Here is a 25,537-nt window from a genome sequence, read left to right as displayed (position 1 = left end):
CTCACCCCGCCACCTTCACGGTCGTCGTCGCGCCCCACAGGGCCAGCGACAGGAAGAAGTCGGTGACGCTGATCAGCACGATGGCGTTGCGTACCGACCGGCCGACGGCGACGCCGACGCCCGCGGGGCCGCCCGAGGCGCGGTAGCCGTAGTAGCAGTGGGCGACGATCACCATCACGCTGAAGATCAGCACCTTCAGGACGGACAGCAGCACGTCCGTCGGCGAGAGGAAGAGGTTGAAGTAGTGGTCGTACGTCCCCCGGGACTGTCCGTTGAACAGGACGGTCACGTAGCGGGAGGCCAGGAAGGAGGAGAGCAGGCCGATCGCGTAGAGCGGGATGATGGCGACGACGCCGGCGATGATGCGGGTGGTGACCAGGTAGGGCATGGAACGGATGCCCATGCCTTCGAGGGCGTCGACCTCCTCGTTGATGCGCATGGCGCCGAGCTGGGCGGTGAAGCCGGCCCCGACGGTCGCGGACAGGGCGAGTCCGGCGACGAGGGGGGCGATCTCGCGGGTGTTGAAGTAGGCGGAGACGAATCCGGTGAACGCGGCCGTGCCGATCTGGTCGAGGGCCGCGTAGCCCTGGAGTCCGACGACGGTCCCGGTGAAGAGCGTCATCGCGATCATCACGCCGACGGTGCCGCCGATGACGCCGAGGCCGCCGGAGCCGAAGGCGACCTCGGCGAGGAGGCGCTGCACCTCCTTGAGGTAGCGGCGCAGGGTCCGCGGGATCCACAGCAGTGCCCGGGTGTAGAAGAGGAGTTGGTCACCGGAGCGGTCGAGCCAGACGAGCGGTGAGGCCATCTCTGCTCAGCCTCCCTTCGGCGGGACGATCTGGAGATAGACGGCCGTCATCACCATGTTGACGAAGAAGAGCAGGAGGAACGTGATGACGACGGACTGGTTGACGGCGTCACCGACGCCCTTGGGGCCGCCGCGCGGGTTGAGTCCCCGGTAGGCGGCGACGATGCCCGCGATGAACCCGAAGACGAGCGCCTTGAGTTCGCTGACGTACAGGTCGGGCAGCTGGGCGAGGGCGGAGAAGCTGGAGAGGTAGGCGCCCGGGGTGCCGTCCTGCATGACGACGTTGAAGAAGTAGCCGCCGAGGATGCCGACGACGGAGACCAGGCCGTTGAGCAGGACCGCCACGCCCATGGCGGCCAGGACCCGGGGCACCACCAGCCGCTGCACGGGTGAGACGCCCATGACCTCCATCGCGTCGAGTTCCTCGCGGATCTTGCGGGAGCCGAGGTCGGCGCAGATGGCCGAGCCGCCGGCGCCGGCGATGAGCAGCGCGACGATGAGCGGGCTGGCCTGCTGGACGACGGCGAGGACGCTGGCGCCGCCGGTGAACGACTGGGCGCCCAGTTGCTCGGTCAGGGAGCCGACCTGGAGGGCGATGACGGCGCCGAACGGGATCGAGACCAGGGCGGCGGGCAGGATGGTCACGCTCGCCACGAACCAGAACTGCTCGACGAACTCGCGGAACTGGAAGGGTCTTCGGAAGGCGGCGCGGGTGACTTCGGCGGCCAGCGCGAAGAGCCGGCCGGTCTGCCGCAGGGCTCCGGTGATCACGCGCCGCTCCCGGCGGCGGGCATCGGCAGGGTGGCCGCCTCGGAACTCTTCGCGTAGGTCTCCCGGATGGCGTCGCGCGCGGCGGGCGGCAAACTGTCGATCATGCCCATGACACGCTGGTGTCGTCGGGCGGCGGCCCGGCGGGGCGGCAGACCGGGCGACGGCTCCAGCTGCGGGACGATCACGCGGGGCGCGGCGGGGGCCGTGCGGGCGGCGTCCGCCTCGGCGGCGAGGGTGGCCGCGTCCTTCTCCTCGGACATCCCGATGGGGCCCTCGCGCCGGCCGCCGAGGAACTGGGCCACCACCGGTTCGTCACTGGTCAGCAGTACCTCGCGCGGGCCGAAGGTGACGAGTTCGCGCAGGAAGAGCATCCCCATGTTGTCGGGCACGGTGGCGGCGATGTCGAGGTTGTGGGTGACGATCAGCATCGTCGCGTCGAGCTGCGCGTTCAGGTCGATCAGCAGCTGGGAGAGGTAGGCGGTGCGGACCGGGTCGAGCCCGGAGTCCGGTTCGTCGCACAGGATGATCTGCGGGTCGAGGACGAGCGCGCGGGCCAGGCCGGCCCGCTTGCGCATGCCTCCGCTGATCTCTCCCGGGAGCTTTCCCTCCGCACCGAGCAGCCCGACGACCTCGATCCGCTCCATGACGATGCGGCGGATCTCGGACTCCTTCTTGCGGGTGTGTTCGCGCAGCGGGAAGGCGATGTTGTCGAATAGGGACATGGACCCGAAGAGGGCTCCGTCCTGGAACATGAGGCCGAACAGTTTACGGGTCTCGTAGATGTCCCTTTCCGGACTGTTCACCATGTCCACTCCATTGATGAGGACACGGCCCTTCTCGGGCTTGAGCAGCCCGATGAGCGACTTCAGGAAAACAGTCTTCCCGGTGCCGGACGGACCCAGCATCACACTGACCTCTCCGGCCGGAAGAGTAAGTGACACGTCCCGCCAGATGCTCTGCTTACCGAAGGACTTGGTCAGACCCTCGACCACCACTTCGATTCCCATATCACCTCCAGCGGAAGTCAATCGGATACGTACTGCGGGTCCGCACGTTAAATCGGCCCGGAGCGCACTGACAACGGATGCGGCGCCGAATCTCGAGCGGCCCGCGGAACTTGTCACCACGCTGACAACACGGCGTCCCCGCACTTGTCTGGGCGGAGACAGGGCGGGGTCTCGCCGATCCCGGGGGGTGGACCCGGCGAGACCCCGCCGGCGGACACCGGAAGCCGACGGGAGGGTGGGCCGGAAAGCGTCCGCCACGGCTCCGGCCGACGGGGGGCCACCGACCGGGAACCGAGCACCACACCGGCACGTTACGACCGAGTAACCTCGGCGAGCAACACCGGGATCGGAGTTTTCAGGGATGCCGACTCCGCCTATCCGAAAGCTGTCACCCAAGAGACAAGAAGCGCTCACCGGCTTGTCATCCGGTGCGCAAAAGAAGCCTCGGCACGGATGACGTCAGCAGGCCCGGACCACTCCCGCCCGGACATGTCGGCCTTGGCAACGGATGACTAAGGCGAGTGGCGATTCACTCACCCCGGAAACAGCTTGTTCCACTTTTCAAAGAATCTTGGACGACCGCATTGTTCGCCTATGTTTCCGGCGAGTAGCGTCACGGCTCAATGCCGGTCAACCCTCAAGGAGATTCCCGAGCATGAAGAAGAACACGAGAAGGTCGGTCGTCGTGGCGTGCGCGGCCGCGGCCTCGCTGGGCCTCACCGTCGGCACCGCCTCGGCGGCGCCCTCCACGGTGTGGACCGTCAACCCGTCGCCGGCCGAGTTCGAGGCCGTGAACGTCGGCAACATCGTGCTGACCGCCACCATCCCGATGACCTGTACGGTTTCGAACGCGTCCGGGTCGATGGCGAGCGCCACCGGCAACCCCGCGGACGTCGCCGACATCGACACCATGAACTTCGGCGCGTCCGGCTCTCCGTGCACCAGCGTCCTGGGCAACGTCACCACCACGTCGGTCACCCCCTGGGACGTCGTCGCGGTGGACTACAACGCCTCCACCGGTGTCACCACGGGCCACATCGGCAACGTCAGGGCCAACGTGACCGCCGGTGCCTGCAAGTTCACGGTGACGGGCAAGGCCTCGGCCACCTACACCAACTCCACCGGTGTCCTGGCGGTCAACAGCGCCGCCGGCGAACTGGCGGTCAGCAACCCCGTCAACTGCGGTGCGATCGTCACGACCGCCACCAAGCCCACCTTCAAGGGCAACTACGCCGTCAAGGAGGCGGGTACCGGCGCCGTCCCGACCATCGTCGGCTCCAACCCGTAGGCCGCCGGACGCTCACGTCCGCCCGGCCGGCACCCCGGCCGGGCGTTCGCGGACCCTGAGCCGCGCCCCACGCCACCACGTCCGAGCGGAGTCGCATGAAAGCCCACCGCCCCACCGCACCGCGGCCACCCCGGGCCCGCGCCCGGTCCGCCTCGATCGCCGCGTTCGTCGTGCTGGCCGCCCTGGTCCCCACCACCGCCTCGGCCGAGGGCGCCCAGGAGATCGAGGCCGAGTTCCCCTACGTCTGCGCGCTGCCCTCGGGCCCCCTGCCCGCCACGGTACGCATTTCGGCCGACTTCCCGGAACGGGCCGAGGCGGGCGAGGCGTTCACGCCGTCCGGCGTCACCACCACCGTGGAACTGCCGCCGGAGGCGGTCGCGGACCTCACCGCACGCGACGCGACCGAGGTACGGGCGGCCACCCGGCTCGACGTCGGCGTCGCCCAGAACGCCGCCACGGCCACGGCGACCTGGCGGGGCAGCGCCGAGCCGGTCGCACTGCCCGGGTCGGGGCCGCTGACCCTGGTCACGACGGGCGACGTCCCCTCGGTGGCCGGCCGGAGCGACGGCGACCTGACGTTCTCCGCGGGCGCCCTCGCGATCGACCTGGCGCTCGGCGCCGCGGCCCCGGCCACGACCGACCCGGCCACGACCGGCCCGGCCGCCGCCGGCCCCAGCCCCGGCCCCGGCCCCCTGACCGTCGACTGCACCCTCGCCGAGGACGCGCCGGAGCGAGGGCTGCTGGCCACCGTGCCGGTCGGCACCGACGGGCCGGTACCGAGCGGTTCGCCCTCCGCGCCCGGACCGGCCGGCACCTCCGGGGCGCCGGACGACGGACAGCCGGACGGGCGAGGGGACCGGCAGCCGGAGCGGCAGTCCGAGCGGTCGCCGAAGGTGCTGGAGAACACGCCCGGTACCGCCGCGGACCGCGACGAGGTCCCGCCGTGCCGCTACGACGAACAGCACCCGCCCACGGACGTGTCCCTCAACGCCTACGTCACCGGCTACGCCAACGTGAGGAAGATGAAGGGCGCCGCACACCTCCCGCCGTCCTGCGTGCTGATCGAACAGGGGCTTCCCGTGCCGGGCCCTCCCGACCCGGAGCACCTGGTCTTCGACACCGTGTCGTACGCGAACTTCCACTACCGGGAGCGCGAGCGGACACCGCCCTTCGAAGCGACGTTCCTGTCCTTCGACTTCACCCCGGTGAAGGCCACCATGGTGCTGGAGCAGACGGGCCCCATGAGGATCGACTCGCGCATGAAGATGCGCCTGACCGACTTCACCACGATCACGGACACCTACATCCGGGCCCCGTTGGTCCTGCACGTGCTGGATCTCGAGGTCAACGGCACACCCCTGGACGTCGGCCCCGGGTGCCGGACCGAGACGCCCCTCACCTCCGAGGACCCGGACCCCGCCAACTTCCCCGGTGACCACCTGGTGCTGTACGGCCGGGGCGAGCAGATCCTCGGCATGCCGGCCACCGGCTACCTGCTCCTGAGCGGCGGCACGCTCTCCGGCGAGACGACCATCCCCGCCTTCACCGGCTGCGGCACCGACGGCGAGGACCTCGACCGCCTGCTCACCGCCTCCGTCTCCGGTCCCGGCAACCACGTCAAGCAGGTCCAGGGCCAGACGTGCGCGATCGCCGCCCCCGTGTTCCCGAGCCCGACCAACGAAGGCCAGTGCACCGAGGACCTCCAGCCCTACGAGATCCCCGTCGCCGAACGCTGACCCCCTGTCTCCCGACCCCACGGAAGGCCACCACCATGTCACCTGCCTCCACCCGCACCCGGCTCGCCACCGTGTCCGCGCTGACCGCGCTCGGCGCCCTCGCGTCCCTGGGCACGGCTACCGCCGCCGGCCCCGCGCTCAACGGCGAGTGGGCCCCCTTCACCCGCTGCCCCGTGGACGCTCCGGCGATGCGGGCCGCCGACGGCCTCGACCGTACCCCGCAGTGTGTGGTCTCGACGTCGGCGAGCGGCTCCATCAAACTGGGCAAGACCACCGTGACGACCGGCAGGACCAACCTCCAGATCGGCGTCGTGCAGAACGCGGACGGCACCAGCAGCGTGGTCGCCCCCGCCTCCGGCGCGCTGGTCGCCGAGCCCGCGACCGTGCCCGGCGGGCTCCTCGGCCTGATGTGTCCGAGCCAGATCCCCGTGATCACCGGGATCTGCGAGTCGCTGGAGAACTCCAGCCTCAACAAGATCACCGCCACCATGGAGTCCGTCGGCGCGCCCTACGCCTTCGACCAGACCGCGGGCGTCCTCACGGACGCGCCGATCGTCGCCCTGCCGGTCCGCATCCACCTGGAGAACCCGCTCCTCGGCGACAAGTGCTACATCGGGACGGCTGCGGACCCGATCGTGCTGCGCCCCGAGAACCGCGACTACCCGGCGTTCGGAATGACCTTCTTCCAGGGCGACGGCACCGCCGACCCGGCCGGCGAGATGAGCCGGATCAACCTCAGCGGCGCCACCCAGAACGACAGCACCTTCGCGGTGCCCGGCGCCACCGGCTGCGGCCTGGACCTCGGCTTGATCAACGCCGCGGTGAACGCGAAGACCGGGCTGCCCTCCGCGTCCGGGAACAACACGCTCACCCTCGACGACACGCAGACCCACCTCACCGGTCTCAACGCGCCCGGGACCGTCGCCCCCGACGCCGGCGAGATCCTGGCCGAGAACTGGCACTCCGCCGTCAAGTAACGGCCGAGAACACACACAACCGGAACACGGTCTCTCCCCAGGAGATGTACAACACAACAGAGTTGATTTACCTTCAGCTTTGCCAGACCGGTGAACACCCAGTGGACCGGTCCAGGCTCCCGCCCGCCGAGGGCGGCGGGCCCGGCCCGGCCCACCCCACCGGACATGTCGACGGCAAGGGATCACTCATGCCCTCAATCGCGCGTCCCTCGGTGCTCGGTGAACCGCTCGACCCCCTCCCGAAGAAGTTCGCGGCCTTCATGCGACCGCTGATCCCGGGGCTGCTGAACGAGATCCGGACCGAGGTCACCCGCAGTTATCCGGTGTACGGCAGGCTGCTCAACGGCCCGGACGGAGAGGCGATCCGCCAGGGCGTCGAGCAGGCGCTGACCGCCTTCGTGGACCGGGTGGCCGACCCCTCCCGCGACTTCGAGCTACGGGACGAACTGCTGCGCAGATTCGGCCGGGTGGAGGCCTACGAGGGCCGCGACCTGGAGGTTCTGCAAGGGGCCTACCGGCTCGGCGCCCGCATCGCGCTGCGCCGGGCCAAGACACTGGGACGGCAGTACAGCCTCTCCCCCGCGATGATCCTGGCCTTCGCCGACGCCCTCTTCGCATACATCGCGGAGATGGAGGCGATCACCCGCGAGGGGTACGCGGAGGTACGGGAACGAGCGGCCCTGGAGGAGTCCGCGTTACGAAGACAGTTACTGCACTTCCTCCTGGCCGCCTCGCCGCTGCCCCGGACGACCGTCTCCGAACTGTGCACGACCGCCGCCTGGGAGCTGCCCCGGTCGTGCTTCCTCGTCGCCCTCCGGCCTCCGGTGCCGGAACACATCCAGGCGCGACTCGACCGGGACGTCCTCGCCGATCTGGACATACCGCAGCCGCACCTGCTCGTGCCCGGTGACCTCACCCCCGCCCGCCTGGACATGATCCGCGCCGCCCTGGCGGACACCCGTGCCGCGGTGGGCCTGACCGTGCCGCTCTCGCAGGCCGCCGACTCCGTCCGCTGGGCCCGCCGGGTGCTCCAGCTCGTCGACGACGGGGCCGTACCCGACACTCCGCTGATCCGCTGCGAGGATCACCTGACGACCCTGTGGCTGCTCTCCGACTCCGCGCTCGTCGACCGGGTCGCGGCCCGGGAGCTGGCCCCGCTCGACGACCTGCCCGCCCGCCGGCGCGACCGGCTCGTCGAGACCCTCCGCGTCCACGTGTCCACCCGGGCGCCCGCGGAACAGGTCGGCGAGATGCTGGGCGTCCACGCGCAGACCGTCCGCTACCGCCTGCGGACGCTGGACAGCTATCTGGGCGACCGGCTCACCGACCCCGACCACCGCTTCGCCATCGAGGTGGCCCTGCGCTCGCTCCACCTGCGGGGCCACGACGACGACGGGTGATGCCCGGGGCCGGCGTCCCGGGTCAGTAGGCGACGGGCCAGCCGCTGCTCCAGTCCAGGAGGTTGACGCCGAGCTTGGGTGTGCCGTTGTCGTTGCCGTCGTAGTAGTGGTAGACGAGCAGGTCACCGTCCACGTCGGGCATGACCGACTGCCCGCCGGGGCCGATGACGCTGCCGTGCGACTCCAGCACGGGCGTGCCGCCGTTGTTCATCATCGAGACGCCGTTCCGGTCGTAGTAGGGCCCGGTGACGCTGGTCGCCCGGCCCGCCTTGATCTTGTACGTGGAGCTGGTGCCGGCGCAGCAGGTGTCGTACGAGGCGAAGAGGTAGTAGTACCCGTTCCGCTTGACGACGTAGGGGGCCTCGACGGCCTTGGTGCCGGACGGCCGGGAGGCAAGGGAGCGCCGGGCGGTGTCAAAGGCGTGCTGCTTGCCGGTGGACGGGTCGATCCGGATCATCTTGATGCCGGTCCACCAGCTGCCGAAGGACAGCCACCACGTGCCGTCGTCGTCGACGAAGAGGTTGGGGTCGATGGCGTTGTAGTCGCTGGACGAGCCGGACGTGTAGACGATGCCGTAGTCGCTCCAGCTGCCCGGCCGTCCGGTGGTGGAGCCGGCGAGTCCGATGGCGGAGGTGTTGGAGCCGAACGACGAGACGGAGTAGTACATCAGGTACTTGCCGCCGTGGTACGAGATGTCGGGCGCCCAGGCCTCCGGGACCGACGAGTAGCGCGACCACCAGCCGGGCCGGGAGCCGAAGGCGTCGGCGCCCGCCGCGAAGGCGGTGCGGTCGGAGGACGTCTTGCTGCTGATGCCTCCGCCGGTGGCGTAGAGCTGGTACTGCCCGGACGCGGTGCGGATCATCGTCGGGTCGTGGGTGACGACGGAGCCGGTGACCCGGCCGGGGCCCGGGTACGCCGACGCGGTGGTGGGGACGAGCGCGAGCAGGGCGGCGGTGGGGACGGCGAGGAGTGCGGTTCGTCTGCGCCTCATGGGGGGACGCTCCTGTTCCATATCTCGAACGTCGATCGGATTTTCGGACGGACTGTCGGACGGAACGTAGAATCGAACCCCTTGCGCGTCAATGGCCCGCGCGGCAAGGGCAACCAACGTCCGGAAAACACCCCGTGGCACAGATGACACACCGGTGAACTCCTGACGGATGGTCGACGCAACCGTGTTCGAAGACGGTTCCGCCCGGACAACATGGCCTCCCCATCCATGTGCGTGTCTGCGTCGGGAGTCGGTCATGAGCGGTGTCTCGTGGGAGTCGGTGATCGCGGTGTTCGGCCTCGCCGTGCCCGTCGTCGCCGCCCTGTGGGAGTTCGTCGTGGCGGGCCGCAAACGGCTGGGCTACCGGGTCCAGATGGACACCAGCGCCCGGGATTCGGGCACGTCCACGGGACCGCAGGCCAGAGTCCTCCAGCGCATGCAGTGGGACGGCGTCGACCTGGACGATCCCTCGGTCGTCCTGCTGCGCATCGAGAACGTCGGCTGGACCCCGATCGTCGAGGAGGACTACGTCGCCCGCATCGACGACCCGGTGGGCATACGCGCGGCGTTCCCGGGCCGCCGTGTGGTCGGCATGGTCGTGACGGAGTGCAGCCACCCCGTGCTGCGTGAGTTCTTCGAACCGGGAACGGCGGGCCTGGGGGCCACGGACGGCGTCATCACGCTGCCCAAGGTGAAGCTCAACCGCCGCGCCCACTACAAGGTGCTGGCGGTACTGGACCGCCTCCCCGACGCGGCCGGGGACGACCTTCCCGGCCCGGAGATCAGCGCGGGCATCGTCGGCGGGGTGCGCGGCGGGACCATCAAGAGGACCGAGTACTACCCCTTCGCCTCCCGGCCGGTCCGCTGGCTGCTCGCCCTCCTCGTCCTGGTGAGCGTCGCCCAGTCCGTGTCCACCTTCGCCCGCGGCGAGGACGCGGTCGCCGCCCCGCTGGACTGCGCCGAGGGCACGCTGCACCTGTCGGGTTCCACCGCCTTCAAGGAGGTGCTGGAACAGGCCGCCGAGCAGTACACGAAGACCTGCCCCGAAGCCCGGATTCCGCTGACCGCCGACTCGTTCCGGGGCAGCGTCCCGGGTCTGGACACCCTCGCCGCGGCGGGCGAGAAGGCGAAGCCCGGCGAGGACGGCGGGCTGGGCGACCGGCTGGCCTTCAGCGACGGCCCCAAGTCCGACGGCCGCCCGCAACTGCTGCCCAGGCCGGTCGCCCTGTCGCTGTTCACCCTGGTCGTGAGCGAGGACACCGGGGTCCGGGACCTGTCCCTGCGGCAGGTCCGGGACATCTATGCCGGGAAGATCACCAACTGGGAGCAGGTGAAGGGCGAGGACCTGCCGATCCAGCTGGTCAGCCGCCACCCGGGCTCCGGCACCCGGACCGCCCTGGAGCGGCGGGTGCTGGACGGCGGCCCGCTGCCCGCGGTCACCACCAACGACTGCCGGAGCCTGGACCCCGGCAGACCCGGCCGCTGCGAGGTCGGCGGCACACGGGCCCTGCTGGACACCGTCGCCGCGACGCCCGGCGCCCTCGGCCACAGCGAGGTCGGCTCGGCCACCGCCCACGAAGGCGTGCGGCAGGTCCGCATCGACGGCTACCCGGCGACGCTGGAGGGCGCCGACCAGGGGGCGTACCCCTTCTGGGAGACCGAGATCGCCTACACCTACGGCGAGCCGCCGGCGGACTCGATCGCCGCGGGCTTCCTGCGCTACCTCGCCGACGAGGTCGGCAAGGACATCATCCGCTCCAAGGGCCACCGCCCCTGCTCGGAACTGGCCAAACCGCTGGTGTGCCGCCCGAGCGGGGCGTGACCCGGGCGGTCAGGAGTCGGGGCACTCCTTCCACGCCAGGTGGTACACCGTGCTGATGTCCCCGTCCGTCGAGTCCATCGTCATGAAGCTCACCTCGGCGGGGTCGGACGTGCCCGTGCTCACCCGCAGCTCCGTGTTGATGTTGAAGTTGCGCTGGACCCCGCAGGGCGCCCAGACCAGCTGGGCCCAGTCGGTGCTGTCGGTGGCCTGCCAGTTGTCGTTGAGGGGGCCGTCGAAGGGGTGGGTGCGGTACTCCGTGTTCGGAGAGCCCTGGAAGTAGTACGAGGCCCGCTGGGTGCCCTTCGCGCCGTCCTTGAGGGCGGCGAAGCCGCGGTAGTCCGCGCTGGCCACGGCGTAGGTGAAGCCCTGCGGGACGTGGACGAGCAGGTTGAGCTGGCAGTTCTTGCGGAAGGCCGTGGGCGGCGAGTCGCCGCCGGCCTGGGCGAGGTAGTCGCTGTAGGTCACGGTGAAGGCGGTGTTGTCCTCCGAGACGGCGACGGCCGCGGTGCCCTGCGGGCAGCCGGAGCCGTTCACCGTGGCGACCTTGATGACGATCTTGTCCGGCGGCGGGTCCTCGAACCCGCCGGAGGGCTGGTGCTGCGCGGGCAGCACGGAGGTGAGGAGCGCGGCGATCGTGCCGCTCAGGAGCAGGCCGGTGGCCATGGGTCTCCCATCCCGGTCGGTGGGGGGTGTAGTTGAATGCGCTGCACACATGTTGTGCACATGTCAGTCACGACGCGCTCGCATCGTATGTTCGTCCGCCGGACCCGGACAGGTCACACTTTGGCCATTTACCGCAGCACCGCTCCGGTTGTGCAGAATGGCCCGGCAGCGAAGCAGCGGAAGTACGGCAAACAGGAGAGGCTCCCTTGGAGCTCAGCAGGCTCAGCAGACGAGCGTTCAGCACCCTCGCGGGCACCACCGTCCTCGGTCTGGCGCTCGGCGGCAGCGTGAGCAGCCAGGCACTGCCCCGCTCCGGCGCCCGCGGCCCCGTGCCCACCGGCCCGCCGCCCGGCCCGCCCGCCGCCGACGGGCAGCACCACCACGTCGCCCTGGACCGCCACTCCCTGCTGGTCGACGGCCGGCGCCTGGCCCTGTGGGCCGGCGAGATGCACCCCTTCCGGCTGCCGAGCCCGTCCCTGTGGCGGGACGTCCTGCAGAAGATGCACGCGTACGGCTACAACGCCGTCAGCGTCCGCGTCGCCTGGAACGTGCACTCCCCCGCCCCGGGCGAGTACGACTTCACCGGCGTCCGCGACCTGGACCTGTTCCTGCGCACGGCCGCCGAGACCCGCATGTACGTCGTCCTGGACCCGGGCCCGTACATCGGCGCGGACGTGGACGCCGGCGGCCTGCCCGGCTGGCTGACGGCCACCGGGGGCGAGGCCCGGACCACCGACCCCGCGTACCTGCGCCACGCCGACGAGTGGCTGAGCCGCGTCAACGCCGTCGCCGCCCGGCACCTGTACACCCGCGGCACCGGCACCGTCCTGCTCTACCGCCTCGACGCCCCGCACCGCGCCCAGCTGTCCCACCTGCACCAGAAGGTCCGCGCCGACGGGATCGACGTACCCCTGCTGCACGCCGACACCCCCGTCGCCCCGGGCGAGCCCGAGCGGACCCGGAACGCCGGCGAGGCACGGCAGGTCCACCTCGCGCACCTGGCGCAGGGGGTCACGCTGCACCACGTGCGCACCGCGTTCGGCGGCACCTCCTGGGGCTGGCTGCCCGCGCCGTCCGCGCCCGGCCCGACGTACGACCCCACCGCCGGGATCGACGAGGCACGGCGGCCGACGGACAAGACGGCCCCGCTCCACCAGCTCGGGCAGCTCCTGCGCCACGTGCCCGACTTCACCCGGATGGAGGAGGCCGCCGAGGTCGGGGCCGCCGACGCCCGCCTGCGGGTGCGGCACCTCGCCAACCCGGACACCGGCACCCACGCCTACGTCGTGCGCAACGACTCCGCCTCCGACGTCACGTCGAGGCTGCCGATGGGCGGGACCGACGTGGAGGTCACCGTCCCCGGCCGGGACGCCAAGCTGTTCGCCACCGGGCTGCATCTGGGCGCGGGGCGGAAACTGGCGTACGCCACCGTGCAGCCCATGCTCTCCATGAGCGTCGGGAAGCTGGACATCGCCGCCTTCGTGGGCCGGGCCGGGGACAAGGCGCACCTGGTGCTGGACTGCCCGCACGAGCCGTGGCCGACCCGGCTGGACGAGGAGGTCGCCTGGACGTTCGTCCGCGGGAAACTGCACGTCACGGTGGAGCTCAAGGAGGACAGGCTGACCCGGCTGCGGATCCGCAGCGGCAAGACCGACCGCACCATGATCGTGCTCCTCGCCGACGACGCCGCCTCCCTGAAGCTGTGGCCGTACGAGACCCCGTCGGGCCGGGTGCTCGTGTACGGCCCGGCGCTGCTGCGCGACGCCGCCCTGGACGGGCACACGATCCGGCTGACCGGGGACTCCGTCGAGGAGCGCGGCCTCGAGGTGTGGGCGCCGCCCGGCATCACGGACGTGGCCTGGAACGGCAGCCGGGTGAGCGCGTCGCTCGGCCGGGCGCACAGCCTGTGGGCGGGCCGAGCCCTGCCCGGCGTGCCCGAGCTGGTCCTGCCCGCGCTGGACGGCTGGCGGCGCCGCGACGAGAACCCGGAGTCCCGGCCCGGCTACGACGACTCGGGGTGGACGGCCGCCGACCGGAAGACGTCGTTCAGCACGACCCCCGTGCCCGACGGGCAGCCCGTGCTCTTCGCCGACGACTACGGCTTCCACTACGGCGACGTCTGGTACCGGGGCCGGCTCACCGGCGCCGCGGGCCTGGAGTCGGTGGCCCTGTCCTACAGCACGGGCGCGCGGGGGCTGCTGATGGCCTGGCTGGACGGGGAGCCGCTGGGCACGCACCGGATGGAGGGGGACGGCCGGCAGGGCACCTGGACCGCCACGGCCGGGTTCCGGCTGCCGGACGGACTGCGGGCCGCGCTGCGGGAGCGGCCCGGCGCGGGTGCCCCGCCCGTGCTGTCGGTCCTGGTCCGGCGCACCCAGCACGACCAGGACGACTACAAGGCGGCCCGCGGGCTGACCTCGGCCGCCTTCGAGGGGGCCTCGCCCGAGGTGGCCTGGCGGATCATGGGCACGGCCGCCGCCGACCCCGTGCGCGGGCCGCTCAACAACGGCGGCCTGTACGGGGAACGGCACGGCTGGCATCTGCCCGGGTACGACGACGGCGCCTGGGAGCCCGTCTCCTCCCCCGGCGGCGGCGACCGGCGCCAGGGCGTGACCTGGTACCGGACCACTTTCCGGCTGGACGTCCCGCCGGACGTGGACGCCTCCGTCGGGCTGGCCCTCGGTGGCGGGCCGGGCCGCGCCCAGCTCTTCCTGAACGGCTGGAACATGGGCGAGTACGCGGGCGACGTCACGGGCGCACCGCACACCTTCGTCCTGCCGAACGGCATCCTGCGCACCCGTGCCGCCGCCAACACCCTGGCCCTCGCGGTGCTGTCCGACGGCGAGGCGGAGCCGGGCCTCGGGACGGTGCGGCTGGAGCTGCTGGGCGGCGCGGCCGGAGGAGTGCCGGTGGAACCGGTCGCCTCCCCCGGCCGGCGCCGCTGACCCGGGCGGGCGGGCCTCAGCGCAGCCGGATCACGTTCCAGGACAGCGGCTCCAGGGCGGCGCTCAGCCTGCCGTCGCCCAGCACCGCGCCGTCCACCGCGTGCGGGACGACCCGCTCGGGCTCGGCGAGGGTGTTGCGGGCGTCGGGGTCGGCGTCCGCGAGGGCGCTGTGTTCGACGACCTCGGTGAGGCCGAGTCCGCCGAGCGCGACGTCCAGCGGCAGCGGCTCGGTGCGCGAGCGGTTGACGGCGAAGACGGTGACCGAGCCGTCCTCGGCGCGCACGGCGGTGGCGTGCAGCAGGTCGGCCTCGCCGTACTTCTCCGTCTCGTACGTCGGTGAGTCCACCCGGACGTCGAGGACCTCGCCGCGGCCGTACTTCGAGGCCTGGGAGAAGGGGAAGAACGTCGTCTGGCGCCAGGCGGGGCCGCCCGGCTCGGTCATGATCGGGGCGATGACGTTGACGAGCTGGGCGAGGCAGGCGACGGTGACGCGGTCGGCGTGCCTGAGCAGGGCGATGAGGAGCGAGCCGAAGACCACCGCGTCGGTGACGCTGTAGTTGTCCTCCAGCAGGCGGGGCGCCTCGGGCCAGTCGAGGGCGCTCACCTCCGCCTGGGTCTTGGCCATGTACCAGACGTTCCACTCGTCGAAGGAGAGGTTGATCTTCTTCTTGGACTTGAGACGGGCGCCGACGTGGTCGCAGGTGGCGACGACGTTCTCGATGAACGACTCCATGTCCACGGCGGAGGCGAGGAAGGAGTCGACGTCGCCGTCGTGCGGCTCGTAGTAGGCGTGCAGGGAGATGTGGTCGACCAGGTCGTAGGTCTCCTGGAGCACCGTCGCCTCCCACGCCGCGAAGGTCTCCATGGACTGGCCGGAGGAGCCGCAGGCGACGAGTTCGAGGTCCGGGTCGATCTGGCGCATGGCGCGTGCCGTCTCGGCGGCGACGCGGCCGTACTCCTCGGCGGTCTTGTGGCCGGTCTGCCAGGGGCCGTCCATCTCGTTGCCCAGGCACCACAGGCGGATGCCGAAGGGGTCCTTGTCGCCGTGCTCGGCGCGCAGGTCGGAGAGGGTGGTGCCGGAGGGGTGGTTGGCGTACTCCTGGAGTTCGAGGGCCTCGGCGACGCCCCGGGTGCCGAGGTTGACCGCCATCATCGGCTCGGCCTGGGGGCCGATCTTCTTGAGGAAGGCGATGTACTCGGACAGGCCGAAGCGGTTGGACTCCGTGGTGCGCCAGGCCAGGTCGAGGCGGCGGGGGCGGTCCTCGGCCGGGCCGACCGAGTCCTCCCACTTGTAGCCGGAGACGAAGTTGCCGCCGGGGTAGCGGATGGCGGTGACGCCGAGTTCGCGGACCAGTTCCAGCACGTCGGTCCGTATGCCGTCGGCGTCGGCGGCGGGGTGGCCGGGTTCGAAGACGCCGGTGTAGACGCAGCGGCCGAGGTGTTCGACGAAGGAGCCGAAGAGACGGGGGTTGACTTCGCCGACGGTGAAGGCGGGGTCGAGGGTGAAGCGAGCCGTTCGCATGTGCGCCTTTCGGAGAGGGGGTGCTTGTTCGTTGGCGGCTGAGGGTCGCCGGTGGCTGGTCGCGCAGTTCCTCGCGCCCCTAACGGACGCGAGGCCAGCCGTCCTTCGTCCAGTTCAGTCTGTTGAGGCCGAGCTTGGGCGTGCCCTCGTCCTGCCCGTCGTAGTAGTGGTACGCCAGCCAGTCGCGGCCCCGGTCGCGGAAGACCGACTGGCCGCCGGTGCCGATGTAGCGGCCGTGGCCTTGCAGGAGCAGGTCGCCGCCGCCTTCCAGCAGCGGCTTGCCCGTGCTGTCGACGTAGGGGCCCGTGATCGATGCCGACCTGCCGACCTTGATCTTGTACGTGCTGTTGACGCCGGAGCAGCACGCGTCGTGGGAGGCGAAGAGGTAGTAGTACCGGCCGTGCTTGACGATCTCCGGGCCCTCGACCGCGTACGGTTCGTCCGGCCGGGTCGCCAGGTGGTGGACCTGCGCGCCGTCAACGGCCTTGCCCGTCTCCGGGTCCAGCTCGACCATGCGGATGCCGGACCAGTAGGAGCCGAAGGACATCCACAACCTGCCGTCGGCGCGGATGACCGCCGGGTCGATGGCGTTCCAGGTGTCCGTGGTCTCGGAGGAGAAGACCTTGCCGTGGTCGGTCCAGGTGCCGGGCAGGCCCGTGCGGGAGGTGGCGACGCCGATCGCGGAGTGGTTGGTGCCCCAGGACGAGACGGCGTAGTAGAGCCAGTAGCGGCCGGCGCGGTAGGTGAGGTCGGGGGCCCACGGGTCGCCGGTGTCGTTGTACTCGTACCACCAGGCCGGGGGCTTCGCGAAGGCGTTGCCCGCGTCGTCCCAGTGCCTGCCGTCCTCGGAGAGGCGGGCGCCGATGACGCCGCCGGTGGAGTAGGCGACGTAGCCGCCCGACTTGAGGCGCAGGACGGTGGGGTCGTGGATGATCTCCTGGCCGGTGATGGGGCGCGGGTCGGGGTAACTCCGCGCCGCCTGGGCCGTGTGCGGCAGCAGGGCCATCAGGGCCGCGGTCGCCGCGGCGGTGAGGATTCTGCGTACGGTCACTGTCCCGCCAATCCCGTGTGGGCGACGCCCGCCACGATCTGCCGCTGGAAGAAGACGAAGACGACGATCAGGGGCAGGCCGGCCATGAGGCCGCCGGCCATGAGCTGGGCCCACTGGATGCCGTAGGAGTTCATGACGGTCGCGATGCCGTTCGGCATGGTCATCAGGTCGGGGTTGTTGGTGACCATGTAGGGCCACAGGAAGTTGTTCCAGGAGCTGATGAAGGTGAAGATGCCGACCGCCGCGAGCGAGGGGCGGGAGAGCGGCACGATGATGGTGAAGAAGACCCGCCAGCGGCCGGCTCCGTCGATGAAGGCGGCCTCCTCCAGCTCGCGCGGGATGCCCTGGAAGAACTTGTAGAGGATGTAGACCATCGCGGCCGGCGCGCACTGCGGCAGGATCATGCCCCAGTAGGTGTCGACCATCCCCATCTGCTGGACGGTGGTGAACAGCGGTACGCCCAGTACGGCCGGAGAGATCATGAGGCCGGCCATCACCAGGGCCATCAGGGCGCCCTTGCCGCGGAACTCGGTGCGGGCGAAGCCGTAGCCGGCCAGCGCGCTCACCAGCAGGACCACCGTCGTGACGCAGACCGACACGACGAGGGAGTTGACGAACCAGTTGGTGATGTTGCCGGTCTCGAAGAGGGCCGACCAGGCCTGGCCGGTCCAGTCCTCGGGCAGCCAGTGCGTCGGTACCTCGACGGCCTCGGTCTCCGATTTGAGGGAGGTGAACAGGGCCCAGGCGAGGGGGGCGAGGAAGACCGCGGAGACGGCGGTGCCGAGCAGCGTGAGCACGATCTGGCCGGGGGTCCAGCTCCGGCGGGGCCTGGCGCGGATCGACGGTGCGGCGGTGGTCATCGGCCGCCCTCCTCACGGTTGCGCAGCAGCCACATCCGGGCGAGGGCGACGGCCGCGATGAGCACGAAGAAGATGATGGAGATCGCGGAGGCGTAGCCCACGCGGTAGCTGGTGAAGCCCTGTTCGAGGGTGTACTGGACGAAGGTGCGGGTCGATTCCTCCGGTCCCGGCCCGAAGTCCTGCATGACGACGGCCTGGTCGAAGACCTGGAGCGAGGCGAGGATCTGGAGGGCGACGACGAGGCCGGTGATGTTGCGCAGCATCGGCAGCGTGATGTGGAGCGTGCGGTGCCAGGCGTTCGCGCCGTCCAGCTTGGCGGCCTCGTAGAGGTGGACGGGGATGCCCTGGAGGGCGGCGAGGTAGAGCAGGAAGCTGAAACCGACCGTCCACCACAGGGTGGTGATGACAACCGCGAGCAGCGCGTAGGACTTGTCGGTCAGCCAGGGTGTTTCGAGGCCGAAGACGTGGTTGACCATGCCGGTGCCGGGGTTGAACAGCCACTGCCACAGGTTGGCGGCGACGGTGGACGGCAGCAGGAAGGGCAGGAAGAAGCACAGCCGCCACAGCCATTTGCCGCGCTCGATGTGGTGGGCGAGCATCGCGAGGAGGAAGGCGAGGACCGTGATGCAGGGCACGACGAGCAGCGTGAAGTACGCGCTGTGGCCGAGCGCGTCCCACATCAGGGGGTCCTGGAGGGCCTCGCGGTAGTTGTCGAGGCCGATGAAGCTCGCGCCGTCGCCGGAGATGTTGGCGTCGGTGAAGCTGAGGTAGAGGCCGCGCAGCAGCGGCCAGATCACGAAGAGTGCGAACAGGGTGAGGAACGGGGCGACGAACCAGCCGCCGTGCTGGAAGCCCTGCCTGCGGCGGACGGTGGCGCCGGCCGCGGCGGTCTTCGCGCGCGCGGGGCGGACGAGCGTCTCGGCGCTGGTGGTGGTCATGCTCAGGCACCTCCCTGCGCGGCGGTCCGGCCGTCCATGGGGTTCTTCATGGCGAGCAGTTCGGTCAGCGCGCCCTTCATCCGGCGGGCGGCGGCCTCGGGCTTGGCGGAGCCCATCGTGGAGGAGACGACGATCGGGCCGACGCGCTGGGCGAGGATGCCGGTGGAGCCGGCGAACCACACCTTCGGTTCGGTGGCCTGGTGGTCCATGGCGTCGGCGTACTCGTTCTGCGGTTCCAGCTTCCTGTACGCGGCGGTGGACAGGGTGGGGGTGTAGGCGGGGATGTGGCCGCCGGCCGCCCACTGCCGGGCGTGCGTGACGACGTAGGCGGCGAGTTGGTGCGCGGCCTCGTTGGCGGCGCCGCCGCGGTCCGCCTGGTGGGGCAGGACGAAGGAGTGCGACTCGGCGTGGGTGGCCCGCTCGCCGAAGACGGGCGGCAGCGGGGTGGCGCCGTAGTCGAGCTCCGCCCCCGAGAAGACCGGCACCGACCAGTTGCCCTCCCAGGCGAAGGGGGCGCCGTTGACGAACTGTTCGGCGCCCGCGCCGCCGCCGAAGTTCGGGTCGGCGTACCCGTCGGCGATGTGCCGGCGCAGGAACTCCAGTACCTGGACGGCCTTGCCGGTGTCGAAGGTGACGTCGGTCTTGGCCTCGTCGAACCAGGTGCCGCCGAGCTGGGTGTAGAAGGCGACGAAGAACCACCACTGGAAGTTCTGGTCGTTGTGCCAGAAGCCCATGGTCTGCAGGCCCTTCTCGGTGGCCTTCTTGGCTTCCTTCAGCACGTCGAACCACTCGTCGACGGAGGTGACCGGGACCATCCGGCCGTCGTCGCCGAGCAGGCCCGCCTTCCTCAGCACGTCCTTGCGGTAGAAGCAGAGCTGGACGTGGATGTCGAGAGGGAGGGCGTAGAGCTTGCCGTCGATGACGGCCCGCCGCCACAGCTCGGGGTTGAAGTCGGCTTCCTTCACGCCGTACTTGGCGAGCAGGCCGACGTCCCAGGGGTCCAGGAGGCGGCCGGGCGAGAAGCCGGTGACACGGCCCAGGTGCATCACGCCGAGGTCCGGTGCGCGGTTGCCGGCGGCCGCCATGGCGAGTTTGGTGTAGAAGGGGCTGCCCCACTGGAGGGTGGAGTCCTCCACGTCGATGCCGGGGTTGTCCGCACGGAAGGCGTCCAGCATCGCGATCATGTTGTATCCGTCGCCGCCGCTGAAGAGGTTCCAGTAGCGCACCCGGGTGTCCGCGTCGGAGGCCAGGGCGTCGGCGCCCGTGCCGAGGGCCGCGAAGCCGAAGCTTCCCGCGACCGTCAGGCCACCCGCCGCGGCCAGAAAGTGCCTGCGATTCAGGTCAGGTCGTCCCATGCCCTGCCCATCTGTCATGAAGCTGTTCGATATTTCGGATAGCGCTCGTAACTTCGAACGGGACCGTAAGGTCGCACGCCGGGCGCGTCAATGGGTCGCGCACGAATTCCCACGGCCGGGAGTCGTTCCGCGTTGAACAGATGTCCCTCGATCACATGACGCGGACAGACGCGGACGCGTAACCTCGGAGGGCTTCGGACCGGCCGTGAGAAGGGGGAGACATGAACCTCGCGGGCGCGCGCGGGCGGGCCGTCCGGGCCGCCGCGGCACTCAGGCGCTCGCGCGGCGGCTCCGCCGGCACCCTGGCCGCCGACCTCGCCGCCGCGGCCCACGCACGCGACCGGGCACCGCGCGACGTGCGGGAGCTGTGCCACACGCTGTGCGCCGAGATGGCCGCGCGCCGCGCCGGACGGCCGGTCGAGCTGCGCTTCGAACGGTTCCCGGACGAACTGCTGGTCACCGGGCTGTGGGTGGAGTTCCACGACCGCGACCTGGTCATCGTCGAGGAGCGGGCCGAGGCGGTGCAGCAACTGGTGATCCTCGGACACGAGTTGTGGCACATCCACGCCGGGCACCGGCACCACCACGGCGTCGGCTCCACCGCCGTGCGCGCCCTGGCCGACCGGCCCGGCTGGACGGACGTGGCGCTGGCCGCGACCGCCCGCGACGGCTCCCGGCAGGACGACGAGGCCGACGCCGACGACTTCGGTCACCGTCTCGCCGCCGCCTGCCGGCCGCTGCTTCCCGGGCGGACCGGCGCCGTCCCTCCCGGCCCCGTCCAGAGGTCGCTCGGCTACCGCGGGCGAGGAGGTGCACCACGGTGACGACGGAGTCGCTCGCGGGCCGCTACGTCGTCCGGTCGGCGCTCGAACCGGCCGACGTGCTCGGCGAGTTGTACATCTCCTTCTGGATACCGGCCGCGATCCTCACGGCCGCGTTCGCGATCAAACTGCCCACCGTCGTCCGGCTCTGGCGGGACCCGTTGCTGCGCGCGGTCGGCGGTCTGCTGCTGCTCGCGTGCGCGGTGTTCGTCTTCGCGGCCCCCTCGACCATCGCCTGGACCAACCGGGTCACGGGCGTCACCAACATCTCGGCGCCGTGGGTGTACTCCCTGCTGACCGCCTTCTGCGGCTCCTGTCTGCTGCTGATCATCACCTGGCGCAACGGGCCGTCCGAGCGCGCCGCGGACACCCGCCGCGCCGTGCGCTGGGTGGTCGGCGTCTACTCGGGGGTGATCGCCGTCCTGTGGACGCTGTTCGCCCTCGCCGACGCGCCCGTGGAACGCCTGCGGGACCTGGACACGTACTACGCGACGACACCCTTCATGCGCGAGCAGATCCTGCTCTACCTGCTCGCCCACACCGTGGCCGTCCTGATCACGTCGTGGCTCATCTGGAACTGGGTGCGCACCGACGGCCTCGACGCCTGGCTGCGCTGGGGGCTGATGTTCCTCGGCGTCGGCTACGCGCTGAACCTGGTCTTCGACGCCGCCAAGCTCACCGCCGTCGTGGCCCGCTGGACGGGCCACGACGCGGACTGGCTGAGCACCGATCTGGCCCCGCCCGTCGCCTGCCTGTCCGCCATCGTGATCGCCCTCGGCTTCATCCTCCCGCACGCCGGCCAGTACCTGCACGAACGGCGGCTGGTCAGGCTCGCCCACCGCGAACTGCGGCCGCTGTACCAGTTGCTGCGGTCCGGCGAGAGCTCCGGTCTTCCGTTCGTCCTGCGCTCCACGCCGGAACTGCGCCTCGTCCGCCGCGAGACGTTCATCCGGGACGCGCTGCTCCCCCTGTCCCGGCACATCGACGAGGCGCGGCGCAGGCGGTCGTACGAGGCTGCGCTGGCTCTCGGCTTCGCTCCGGAGCGGGCCAAGGCGCTGGCCGCCGCGGTGGTGGTCCTGGACGCCGTGGAGCACGGACGGCGAGCGCCGGAAGGCGAGGACGGCACCGGCGAGGTGGACAGCACCGACCTCCTCCACGACATCGGGGCCATGTCCCGGGCGCTGCGCCGCCCCGACGAGATCGAGGCGGTACGCGCCCGTGCGGCCGCCCCCACAGAGAGCGCCCGCACATGAGCCATCGCACCACCGGAGCCGTCGTCCTCGGCGGCTCGCTCACCGGCATGCTCGCCGCCCGCGCCCTGGCGCCGTACGCGGGCCGGGTCACCGTGGTCGAGCGCGACGCGCTGCCCGCGGGGTCCGGACCGCGCCGGGGACTGCCCCAGGCCCGGCACGCCCACCAGTTGTGGTCGGGCGGGACACGGGCGCTGGAGGAGCTCGTACCGGGCGTCACCGCGCGCCTGCGCCGGGCGGGGGCGCACCGGCTGCCCGTCACCACGGACATGGTGGTGCTCTCGCCCCGGGGCTGGTACCGGCGGTGGGACGAGTCCCACCAGATGCTGCTGTGCACCCGCGACCTGCTGGACGCCACCGTGCGGGAGCTGGTGCGCGCCGACGAACGGATCGAGGTCGTCGAGGACGCCGAGGCGCTGGGGCTCGACGGCTCGGGCGGCGCCGTGACGGGAGTGCGCGTACGGGTGGGCGGCCAAGGCGTGCGCACGCTGCGCGCCGGCCTGGTCGTCGACGCCACGGGGCGTGCGTCGCGCACCCCCCGGTGGCTGGCGGAACTCGGGCTGCCCGCGCCGAGGACACGGCGGGTCGACGCGGGGGTGCGGTACGCGAGCCGCCTGTACCGGGCACCTCGGGACGCCCGCGACGGCTTCCCGGTGGTCAACGTGCAGCCGGACCCGCGGTCCCCGGGGCCGGGACGCGGCGGGGTACTGCTGCCCGTCGAGGACGGACGGTGGCTGGTCACGCTGTTCGGCACCCGCGGCGGCGAACCGTCCACCGACGCCGGGGACTTCGAACGGTACGCCCGCGAGGAGCTGCGGCATCCGCTGATCGGCGAACTGCTGGCGCGGGCGGAGCCGCTGGGCGGCGTGTCGGCCACGCGGACCACCGCCAACCGGCGTCACTACTACGAGCGCATGCCCGTGCGGCCGGAGAACCTCGTCGTGCTCGGAGACGCGCTGGCCGCCCTCAACCCGGTCTACGGGCACGGGATGTCGGTGGCGGCGCAGAGCGCGCTGGCGCTCCGCTCGGTGCTCGGCCGGTCCGGCTGGGACGCGCCGGACCTGGCCCGGTCGGCCCAGCGCGCGGTGGCCCGCCCGGCGGGCGCCGCGTGGGAACTCGCGGTCGGGCAGGACGTGTTCTTCCCCGGCGCCGCGCGGGGCGGGCCGTCGCTGCGGGAGCGGCTCTCGGCGGCCTACGTCGGCCGGCTCGCGTACACCGCCACGGGCAACGGGCGCGTCGCCCGCCGGGTGACGGACGTGATGGCACTGGAGCGGGGCGCGCACGTCCTGCTGGCGCCGCGGGTACTCGTGGCCGCGGCGGCCGGCCCGCTCAAGCCGCAGCTGAGCGGCCCACCGCTGACGAAGCGCGAGCGCGTGGCCGCCGGGTTGCTCTAGGCGTACGTCGGGGCCCCCGAACCGGCCGCACACAGCCCCGACCGCCGCACGCGTCCTGGGGGCATGCCTCACACGCCCTCGGACCTACAGCACACGGCCCCCGAACCGGCAGCACAGGCTCCGGGACCGGCTACACACGGTCCGAAACCCGCCACACACGGCCCCGAACCCGCAGCACGCACCCTGGACCGGCCGCACCCGCCCGGGACCGGCGACCGCGCCCCGTCCTCAGCCCGCGAACGCCGGCTGCGGCACCCCCCGTCCCGCACCCGGCACCACCAGTAGCGAACCCGCCAGCGGATGCGGGGCCGTGAGGCCGACGCGGGCCGTGGTGATGTACAGGTCGCTCAGCCCTGGGCCGCCGAACGCGCAGGCCGTGACCCGCGGCACCGGGAGGGGGATCACCCGGTCCAGGTCGCCGGCCGGCGTGTAGCGGCGTACCGCACCGCCGTCCCACAGGGCGACCCACACGCATCCCTCGGCGTCGACGCACAGTCCGTCGGGGAAGCCGGCGCCGGCCTCGATCACGGCCAGCGGGCGGCGGCCCGTGATCCGGCCGTCGGGGGCGGCGACGTCGAAGACGTCGACGCGGCGGGTCGGTGTGTCCACGTAGTACATCAGCCGCCCGTCGGGGCTCCAGCCGGTGCCGTTGCTCACCGTCACGTCGTCCAGCACGGTCGTCACCGCGCCGTCCCCGGTGATCCGGGACAGCGTGCCGCCGCCGGGTGCCTCGTCGTAGCGCATGGTGCCGGCCCACAGCGTGCCGTCGGGGGCGACGGCGGCGTCGTTGGCGCGGCGGCCGGGGACGGTCTCCCGGTGCAGCCAGCGGAAGGTGCCGTCGGGATCGAGCAGGCCGATGCCGTCCCGCAGGTTGAGGACGAGCCCGCCGCCCGCGCGGGGCTTGACCGCGCCCACGTGCTGCTCGGTGCGGCGCACCGTGCGCCGGCCGGTCGCCGGGTCGTACGTGTGGACGCGGCAGTTCAGGATGTCGATCCACAGGAGGCGGCCGGCCGCCGGGTCCCAGGTGGGTCCCTCGCCGAGGGCCGCCTCCGCCCGGACGGCCACCTCGTACGCCGTGCCCGTACCCGCCCCCGTCATTCCGCGCCCCGGTGGCCGAGGCGCTCGGACAGGTCGGCGGCGCCCTTGACGGCCAGTTCCTCCAGCTCGCCGAGGCGGTCCTCGCTCCAGCGGATCATGGGCACGGAGATGGACAGCGCGGCGACGACCCGGCCGGTGCGGTCGCGGACCGGTGCGGCGACGCAGGAGACGTCCGGGTTGGACTCGCGGTTCTCCACCGCGGTGCCGCGCTCGCGGATACCGGCCAGGGCCTCGCGCAGCGCCGCCGGGTCGGTGATGCTGTTCGACGTCATCGCGGCCAGTTCGGTGCCGTCCGGGAAGCGGGCGGCGAGCTCCGGCTCGGGGAGGGAGGCCAGCAGCATCTTGCCGACGGAGGTGCAGTGGGCGGGCAGCCTCCGCCCGGCCGCCGACACCATGCGCACCGCGTGCGTGGAGTCGACCTTGGCGATGTAGATGACGTCGGTGTCCTCGAGGATCGCCACGTGCACCGTCTCGTCGCAGGTCTCGGCGACTGACCGGGCGACCTGCTGGCCCTCGGCGGCGAGGTCGAGGTGCTCGGCGTAGCGGGCGCCGAGCTGGTACGGGCGCACACCTAGCCTGTACCGTCCGGGCTGCCCGGCCACGGGGACGATGTACTTGCGGGCGGCGAGCGTGGTGACCAGCTCGTGCACGGTGGTGCGCGGCAGCTGGAGCCGGCGCACGATGTCGGGGGCGGAGAGCGTGCCGTCCCCGTCGAGGAAGAGCTCGAGTATGTCGAGAGCCCGGGTCACGGCTGGTACGAGGCGCCCCATGTCCGGCCCCCTCCCTAAGTTGTTCGAGATTTCAACAGGCGATCGGAATAACGAACACAGGCTACTCACA

21 protein-coding genes are annotated in these 25,537 nt (G+C 71.6%); 9 read left to right on the top strand and 12 right to left on the bottom strand.

Annotation, left to right across the window (positions count from 1 at the left end; all coding sequences use genetic code 11):
* Position 1 precedes the first annotated feature (1 nt).
* The 3 genes from KUM03_RS27055 to KUM03_RS27045 are packed head-to-tail and all read right to left on the bottom strand — an operon-like array spanning position 2 to position 2,586.
* Positions 2-808, bottom strand: coding sequence for an ABC transporter permease (locus KUM03_RS27055; protein ID WP_217252209.1), 807 nt, complete (start codon positions 806-808; stop codon positions 2-4).
* Between the two features lie 6 nt (positions 809-814).
* Positions 815-1,579: an ABC transporter permease gene (locus tag KUM03_RS27050; RefSeq protein ID WP_217252206.1), complete on the bottom strand. Its 765-nt coding sequence runs from the start codon at positions 1,577-1,579 to the stop codon at positions 815-817.
* Positions 1,576-2,586 (bottom strand): ABC transporter ATP-binding protein, encoded by a 1,011-nt coding sequence (locus tag KUM03_RS27045; RefSeq protein WP_217252204.1) that lies wholly within the window; start codon positions 2,584-2,586, stop codon positions 1,576-1,578. The genes KUM03_RS27050 and KUM03_RS27045 overlap by 4 nt, the downstream gene beginning before the upstream one ends.
* Positions 2,587-3,241: 655 nt before the next feature.
* Between KUM03_RS27045 and KUM03_RS27040 the strand changes: the two genes are divergently transcribed.
* The 4 genes from KUM03_RS27040 to KUM03_RS27025 all read left to right on the top strand — a co-directional run bounded on the left by KUM03_RS27040 (position 3,242) and on the right by KUM03_RS27025 (position 7,987).
* Positions 3,242-3,874 carry a hypothetical protein gene (locus tag KUM03_RS27040; RefSeq protein ID WP_217252201.1) on the top strand — a complete coding sequence of 211 codons (633 nt, stop codon included), beginning with the start codon at positions 3,242-3,244 and terminating at the stop codon, positions 3,872-3,874.
* A 95-nt stretch (positions 3,875-3,969) separates the two neighbouring features.
* A complete protein-coding gene (locus tag KUM03_RS27035; RefSeq protein WP_217252198.1) occupies positions 3,970-5,610 on the top strand; it encodes a DUF6801 domain-containing protein in 1,641 nt (546 codons plus the stop codon).
* Between the two features lie 35 nt (positions 5,611-5,645).
* On the top strand, positions 5,646-6,587 hold the full coding sequence (locus KUM03_RS27030; RefSeq protein ID WP_217252196.1) for a hypothetical protein: 942 nt from the start codon (positions 5,646-5,648) through the stop codon (positions 6,585-6,587).
* A 188-nt stretch (positions 6,588-6,775) separates the two neighbouring features.
* Positions 6,776-7,987 (top strand): helix-turn-helix domain-containing protein, encoded by a 1,212-nt coding sequence (locus KUM03_RS27025; protein ID WP_217252193.1) that lies wholly within the window; start codon positions 6,776-6,778, stop codon positions 7,985-7,987.
* A 22-nt stretch (positions 7,988-8,009) separates the two neighbouring features.
* On the opposite strand, the gene KUM03_RS27020 is transcribed toward KUM03_RS27025, so the two are convergent.
* Positions 8,010-8,978, bottom strand: a complete 969-nt coding sequence (locus tag KUM03_RS27020; protein ID WP_217252191.1) for an arabinan endo-1,5-alpha-L-arabinosidase — start codon at positions 8,976-8,978, stop codon at positions 8,010-8,012.
* Between the two features lie 256 nt (positions 8,979-9,234).
* On the opposite strand from KUM03_RS27020, the gene KUM03_RS27015 reads away from it, so the two are divergent.
* A complete protein-coding gene (locus tag KUM03_RS27015) occupies positions 9,235-10,800 on the top strand; it encodes a substrate-binding domain-containing protein (protein ID WP_217252188.1) in 1,566 nt (521 codons plus the stop codon).
* Positions 10,801-10,809: 9 nt separating this feature from the next.
* Here the strand turns inward: KUM03_RS27015 and KUM03_RS27010 are convergent, their stop codons facing one another.
* The gene (locus tag KUM03_RS27010; RefSeq protein WP_217252186.1) at positions 10,810-11,463 is read right to left on the bottom strand and encodes a DUF4360 domain-containing protein; all 654 of its coding nucleotides are present in this window, start codon (positions 11,461-11,463) and stop codon (positions 10,810-10,812) included.
* Positions 11,464-11,669: 206 nt separating this feature from the next.
* Between KUM03_RS27010 and KUM03_RS27005 the strand changes: the two genes are divergently transcribed.
* Positions 11,670-14,408 carry a beta-galactosidase gene (locus KUM03_RS27005; RefSeq protein WP_217252183.1) on the top strand — a complete coding sequence of 913 codons (2,739 nt, stop codon included), beginning with the start codon at positions 11,670-11,672 and terminating at the stop codon, positions 14,406-14,408.
* 16 nt (positions 14,409-14,424) lie between these two features.
* Here the strand turns inward: KUM03_RS27005 and KUM03_RS27000 are convergent, their stop codons facing one another.
* The 5 genes from KUM03_RS27000 to KUM03_RS26980 form a co-directional block, all read right to left on the bottom strand.
* On the bottom strand, positions 14,425-15,930 hold the full coding sequence (locus KUM03_RS27000) for an alpha-N-arabinofuranosidase (RefSeq protein ID WP_217252180.1): 1,506 nt from the start codon (positions 15,928-15,930) through the stop codon (positions 14,425-14,427).
* Positions 15,931-16,009: 79 nt separating this feature from the next.
* Positions 16,010-16,981 (bottom strand): arabinan endo-1,5-alpha-L-arabinosidase, encoded by a 972-nt coding sequence (locus KUM03_RS26995; protein WP_308406424.1) that lies wholly within the window; start codon positions 16,979-16,981, stop codon positions 16,010-16,012.
* On the bottom strand, positions 16,978-17,841 hold the full coding sequence (locus KUM03_RS26990; protein WP_217252177.1) for a carbohydrate ABC transporter permease: 864 nt from the start codon (positions 17,839-17,841) through the stop codon (positions 16,978-16,980). Before KUM03_RS26990 ends, KUM03_RS26995 begins: the two co-directional genes overlap by 4 nt.
* Complete coding sequence (locus KUM03_RS26985; protein WP_217252175.1) at positions 17,838-18,779, bottom strand: carbohydrate ABC transporter permease; 942 nt, start codon at positions 18,777-18,779, stop codon at positions 17,838-17,840. Before KUM03_RS26985 ends, KUM03_RS26990 begins: the two co-directional genes overlap by 4 nt.
* 2 nt (positions 18,780-18,781) lie before the next feature.
* Positions 18,782-20,134 carry an extracellular solute-binding protein gene (locus KUM03_RS26980; protein ID WP_217252173.1) on the bottom strand — a complete coding sequence of 451 codons (1,353 nt, stop codon included), beginning with the start codon at positions 20,132-20,134 and terminating at the stop codon, positions 18,782-18,784.
* Positions 20,135-20,355: 221 nt separating this feature from the next.
* Here KUM03_RS26980 and KUM03_RS26975 point away from each other — a divergent pair, with 221 nt between their 5' ends.
* Genes KUM03_RS26975 through KUM03_RS26965 form a run of 3 tightly spaced genes read left to right on the top strand, consistent with a single transcriptional unit; the run spans position 20,356 to position 23,599 of the window.
* Positions 20,356-20,958 (top strand): toxin-antitoxin system, toxin component family protein, encoded by a 603-nt coding sequence (locus KUM03_RS26975; RefSeq protein ID WP_217252170.1) that lies wholly within the window; start codon positions 20,356-20,358, stop codon positions 20,956-20,958.
* Entirely contained in the window at positions 20,955-22,208 is a 1,254-nt protein-coding gene (locus KUM03_RS26970; RefSeq protein ID WP_374225394.1) for an MAB_1171c family putative transporter, read from the top strand. The genes KUM03_RS26975 and KUM03_RS26970 overlap by 4 nt, the downstream gene beginning before the upstream one ends.
* Positions 22,205-23,599: an NAD(P)/FAD-dependent oxidoreductase gene (locus KUM03_RS26965; RefSeq protein ID WP_217252168.1), complete on the top strand. Its 1,395-nt coding sequence runs from the start codon at positions 22,205-22,207 to the stop codon at positions 23,597-23,599. Before KUM03_RS26970 ends, KUM03_RS26965 begins: the two co-directional genes overlap by 4 nt.
* Before the next feature lie 228 nt (positions 23,600-23,827).
* Here KUM03_RS26965 and KUM03_RS26960 read toward each other — a convergent pair whose 3' ends face one another.
* Positions 23,828-24,697: an SMP-30/gluconolactonase/LRE family protein gene (locus tag KUM03_RS26960; protein ID WP_217252165.1), complete on the bottom strand. Its 870-nt coding sequence runs from the start codon at positions 24,695-24,697 to the stop codon at positions 23,828-23,830.
* A complete protein-coding gene (locus KUM03_RS26955) occupies positions 24,694-25,467 on the bottom strand; it encodes an IclR family transcriptional regulator (protein WP_217252163.1) in 774 nt (257 codons plus the stop codon). Before KUM03_RS26955 ends, KUM03_RS26960 begins: the two co-directional genes overlap by 4 nt.
* Positions 25,468-25,537: the final 70 nt, after the last annotated feature.

Source organism: Streptomyces sp. AC602_WCS936 (genome assembly GCF_019049125.1).
In the GTDB taxonomy this organism is placed as follows: domain Bacteria; phylum Actinomycetota; class Actinomycetes; order Streptomycetales; family Streptomycetaceae; genus Streptomyces.
The sequence above is the reverse complement of the archived record's forward strand: the minus strand, read 5'-3'. Positions and strand labels throughout refer to the sequence as shown.

Bases quoted from the DNA above. Each gene is read 5' to 3' on its own strand.
- KUM03_RS26955 (WP_217252163.1), bottom strand. From the start codon at position 25,467: ATGGGGCGCCTCGTACCAGCCGTGACCCGGGCTCTCGACATACTCGAG.
- KUM03_RS27040 (WP_217252201.1), top strand. From the start codon at position 3,242: ATGAAGAAGAACACGAGAAGGTCGGTCGTCGTGGCGTGCGCGGCCGCG.
- KUM03_RS27020 (WP_217252191.1), bottom strand. From the start codon at position 8,978: ATGAGGCGCAGACGAACCGCACTCCTCGCCGTCCCCACCGCCGCCCTG.
- KUM03_RS27035 (WP_217252198.1), top strand. From the start codon at position 3,970: ATGAAAGCCCACCGCCCCACCGCACCGCGGCCACCCCGGGCCCGCGCC.
- KUM03_RS27000 (WP_217252180.1), bottom strand. From the start codon at position 15,930: ATGCGAACGGCTCGCTTCACCCTCGACCCCGCCTTCACCGTCGGCGAA.
- KUM03_RS27025 (WP_217252193.1), top strand. From the start codon at position 6,776: ATGCCCTCAATCGCGCGTCCCTCGGTGCTCGGTGAACCGCTCGACCCC.
- KUM03_RS27015 (WP_217252188.1), top strand. From the start codon at position 9,235: ATGAGCGGTGTCTCGTGGGAGTCGGTGATCGCGGTGTTCGGCCTCGCC.
- KUM03_RS27055 (WP_217252209.1), bottom strand. From the start codon at position 808: ATGGCCTCACCGCTCGTCTGGCTCGACCGCTCCGGTGACCAACTCCTC.
- KUM03_RS27030 (WP_217252196.1), top strand. From the start codon at position 5,646: ATGTCACCTGCCTCCACCCGCACCCGGCTCGCCACCGTGTCCGCGCTG.
- KUM03_RS26975 (WP_217252170.1), top strand. From the start codon at position 20,356: ATGAACCTCGCGGGCGCGCGCGGGCGGGCCGTCCGGGCCGCCGCGGCA.
- KUM03_RS26965 (WP_217252168.1), top strand. From the start codon at position 22,205: ATGAGCCATCGCACCACCGGAGCCGTCGTCCTCGGCGGCTCGCTCACC.
- KUM03_RS26980 (WP_217252173.1), bottom strand. From the start codon at position 20,134: ATGGGACGACCTGACCTGAATCGCAGGCACTTTCTGGCCGCGGCGGGT.
- KUM03_RS26990 (WP_217252177.1), bottom strand. From the start codon at position 17,841: ATGACCACCGCCGCACCGTCGATCCGCGCCAGGCCCCGCCGGAGCTGG.
- KUM03_RS27010 (WP_217252186.1), bottom strand. From the start codon at position 11,463: ATGGCCACCGGCCTGCTCCTGAGCGGCACGATCGCCGCGCTCCTCACC.
- KUM03_RS26960 (WP_217252165.1), bottom strand. From the start codon at position 24,697: ATGACGGGGGCGGGTACGGGCACGGCGTACGAGGTGGCCGTCCGGGCG.
- KUM03_RS26985 (WP_217252175.1), bottom strand. From the start codon at position 18,779: ATGACCACCACCAGCGCCGAGACGCTCGTCCGCCCCGCGCGCGCGAAG.
- KUM03_RS27045 (WP_217252204.1), bottom strand. From the start codon at position 2,586: ATGGGAATCGAAGTGGTGGTCGAGGGTCTGACCAAGTCCTTCGGTAAG.